At 43.0% G+C, this 3905-nt stretch carries 4 protein-coding genes; all 4 read left to right on the top strand.

Going from position 1 to position 3905, the window contains the following annotated elements; all coding sequences use genetic code 11:
- Positions 1-170: 170 nt before the first annotated feature.
- Positions 171-587: a hypothetical protein gene (locus AC6RV6_RS29065; RefSeq protein ID WP_500244366.1), complete on the top strand. Its 417-nt coding sequence runs from the start codon at positions 171-173 to the stop codon at positions 585-587.
- A 17-nt stretch (positions 588-604) separates the two neighbouring features.
- Positions 605-916, top strand: coding sequence for a hypothetical protein (locus AC6RV6_RS29070; RefSeq protein WP_500244367.1), 312 nt, complete (start codon positions 605-607; stop codon positions 914-916).
- A gap of 161 nt (positions 917-1077) precedes the next feature.
- Entirely contained in the window at positions 1078-1233 is a 156-nt protein-coding gene (locus AC6RV6_RS29075; RefSeq protein WP_500244368.1) for a hypothetical protein, read from the top strand.
- Between the two features lie 63 nt (positions 1234-1296).
- A partial coding sequence (locus tag AC6RV6_RS29080; RefSeq protein WP_500244369.1) for a DUF3854 domain-containing protein occupies positions 1297-3905 on the top strand: 2609 nt, incomplete at its 3' end.

Consider the following 3905-nt stretch of genomic DNA (forward strand, 5'->3'; position numbering starts at 1 on the left):
AGAGGTGGTCGATGCAGACTATGCAGACGAAAACAAAGAACTAAAAAATGAGATGCTTTTTTACGCAAGTGAGGATCATCTTGAAAGTCTTGTTTCGGAACAAATCAAGCCATTTAGAGAGGATTCAAAACAACCTTAAAAAGCGATCACACTTCCTTCACGTCAAAATTATGAAAATAAAAATCCCATCGAAAAAAAACGGAAAGGTTCGTTTGCGGACAATTAACGGCAAAAGAATCCAACGCGATTTTGTGTTGGTTCGCAATGCTGACACGCGAGAAATAATCCATATCCCTTCTGGTATAAGGATCGGCACTTGGAAAAATGGATACATCCAGCTTATTCAAGAGCGTTGGGTAAGCGATATCCGCTTCAGCGAAAAAGCGATCGCCAGATTTGCCAATGAACTAAGATTCGTGCGATCGCTATTCCCTCAAAGCTGGGAAAAAGCCGAAGAGTGGGGGTTTGAATCCTGCCTTCACACCGCACAAGCAAACATCTTGTGTACTAGCGTTTGCAAAATTTTTAAAAACGAGGCTTATAGAGAGGCTATCTCACAGGGATCGACAATTATAAAATTTGCTTGAGGTGCGAGAAACTTCTCATGAAAAACTCTAAAATATTCTACTTTCTTGGGATGAGATTGTGCATAGATATCAAAATAAGAGTAAATCTTGTTCCAGCAAACGAAATAGAATTAAAAATCCGAGATAGGGAACAGCTTTACCCCAAACTTTGGATCGCCCTTTGCCTTTTATCAGGGCGAGCTTCATTAATTCGATATCCTTCTTATTTTGAAGGTGATTCACCAACTTGGTTTTTGTGCTTTAACTGCGAATCAGGTTATCAATTTTTCAAAAGAATTGGAGAAAAATTCTCTCTCCAATTTCCCGACCATCCGGATATCCCGTTCTAGAATGAAAATCATCATTTCGATCGCCCTAACTCAAATCATAGGGATGCTCTCAATCATTGCCATTGCTGAGAATAATCCTGATTTTAATCTCATTATCGCGCTCCTATTTTTGAATGGAATTATCAACGCGATCGCCGCCATAAATTTCACATTTTCTCACCATGAAACAGCCATACATTCTCATCTGGAAAGAAGAGAGCGCCAATCATCCGATTGCCTCTGATTTTGACATAGTAAAGCTAACTGAAGTGGTTGCTTATATCAAGTATCACCTACCAGATATAACCCTCAAAATTATTTGTCCTCCCAGTTCGTAAAAAAAAGCCATCGCGTTTCCTCCTACGGAAATAGCGATCGCACTTCAAAAAAGGAATAATCAAATGTTAACCGAAGATACAAAAACCGCCCCTCAAACCTCCTCAATTATATCACAACAACCCGGACAACAACCCGGACGATCGAGGCTTTGGGTTTCTCATATCCAAGAATTTCGTCTTAGCGCGATCGATGATGAAATTGCCTCTTTGAATTTTAAAAGTTTGAACGAAAACGATGCTTGGGAACATCTCATATACGCATTACCAGATAGCGATCGCCGCAACGATGGTCGCTTGAGGGACAAGATACTCAAGAAATACAAGCATCTTGCTAATGGGGGATGGTGGTGTAAAAGTCTTGACCCCAAAACGGGAGAGGAAAGGCTTTTCGGACAATTCAAACCCCATAGCCCGAGGACTGATTATCAAGGAAAAATCATAAAATATGAAACTCCTCCCAAAGCCACGGCTGAAGCATTTTTCTTGGAGCCATCACGCAAAGCATGGGAAAAGATAGCCTCCCGTTACGAAATAGAATATAGCCCCACTAAACCTATCACCTCTTTCTGGCAATGGGTTCGAGACAATAATGTCCCAATTGTATTAACAGAAGGGGCTAAAAAAGCAGCCTCATTATTAAGCGCGGGATATGCCGCGATCGCCGTCGTCGGGGTCTGGAATTCTTGCGAGAAAGTAGAAGTAGAGGAAGGTACGAAGCACCCCGATTTAATGATTCGAGAGAATGAAGAGACCGGAGAAACCAAATATTACATTCCCAAACTCATTCCCGACCTAGAACTATTTGCAACCCGCCGTGACATTTACATCGCTTACGACCAAGACAGTAAACCTGAAACTCTTAAAAAGGTTGCCAAAGCTATTCGCAGGGCTGCCAAATTGTTCGCTGATAAAGGCAGCCAAGTTAAAATTGTAGGCTGGGATAATAAACTAGGAAAAGGGGCTGACGATGTTATTAAAAATCACGGTCTTGAAGGCTTCGACAAATTAGTCACGGAGGCTAAAACCCTCAAAATAATAGATCGAGACCATACCCAACAGCAAAAAATTGCAGAAGGCTTGCAAGGAATCAAAATTGCAGAAGTTAACTCAGTAGATACTGTACTTCCACCTCCCGATAGCGAAAAAATTTGGACTCAAGAGGTTTATGAAGCATTGTTTGACAAAAAGCCTTGGATCACCGTACAGGGTGAAATGCACCAATGGACGGGAACTCATTATGAATCTGTAGAAGATGCAATTCTACTCAGGAAAATTGCAAGATGGCTGAACAATTATGGAGTTTTCGAAAAAAACGACTATATCTGCAAATATGCCAAACCATCGAGCGCGAACACTATCTTAGAATGGGCTAAGCAGCTAACAGGCGTGAGCGCGAATGACATCAATCCCCCCGGCATCAATTGGGCTAATGGCATCCTCAAGATTACATGGGAAGAGCAAACCCCCATTTATCACTTTATCTCTCACGATCCCTCGCAATACTATACGTATTGTTCGCACGCCAAATACGATCCTAATGCCGACCCGACAGACTGCGATCGCCTCCTCTCAGCCCTCGATCCCATTCAGCAAGATATCTTGCTAAAACTAATTGCAGCCAGTCTCGATCTAGAAAAAGTCCGGCAATTGCCCAAAGTAGGGAGAATGAGAGCCGTCTTATGTCAAGGTACCGGCTCCAATGGTAAAGATGCCATTCGAGAAGCTGTCAAGCAACTCTACGGGGGAAAAGGGATGTCTAATTGTTCCCTCTCCGACTTTCGGCAATACGATCAGGGGCGAAAATTCCCCCTTTCAGCTTTGGGTGAAAGCCCGCGAATTAATTGGAGTTCGGAGAACACGGGCGCTCTTTCTCTTGACCATATCCAAAGCCTGAAACAAGCTATTTCCGGAGATCCGCTTACTTCCGAGAAAAAACAAAAGGATGGGGTAGACTTCGATGTGAAAACCGTGTTTTTCTTCAATGTCAATGAAGCGCCACTGATTAACGCTTCACTGGAGGCGATCGCCACTCGCTATTGCATCTTGAGTTTTAATAAGACCTTCAAAACCAAACCCGATCCTAGTCGTGGCGAACTGCAAGCAGATCCGAGGTTTAAGTATGACCCGAATTTTATTCGCGATCGCATCTTACCCGCACTCCTCAATAAGGTATTAGATGCTCTGATGCGGCTGCCGACCGAAGGGATCGACTACGAATCAACCGAACAAGCGCTCAACGAAATACGGCGGGAAAGCAATCATCTTATTGCCTTCTGCCAAGATACAGGATTGCAAATTGCCCCTGATGCAAAAATTTATATCAAGGATATCTGGGAAAGACTCGAGCAATGGTACATCGATAACGGAACGCTCGAAATCGAAGAATCTGACAATGGGCGTAAAAAATATATCTGGAACGAACAAGTCCGCCGCTCTGACCATAACGTGAAGAAAAACCATGTTGCCGCTCGCTTTCAGCGACTATTCCCAAAGGCGAAGAAAGGGAAAGATTCTTATTGGTATCTATCGGGAATCGCTTTTCAATCAAATTTTCAGGATTGCATTGGCGATCGCAGCCTCATGGAACCTAAAAAGTTAGATAGTGACATAGATTCCACGATCGCCAATGCCCAAAATATCATTGACGATCGTGGGCGATCGTCAACGATCGT

The organism is Spirulina sp. LEGE 11439 (genome assembly GCF_059821285.1).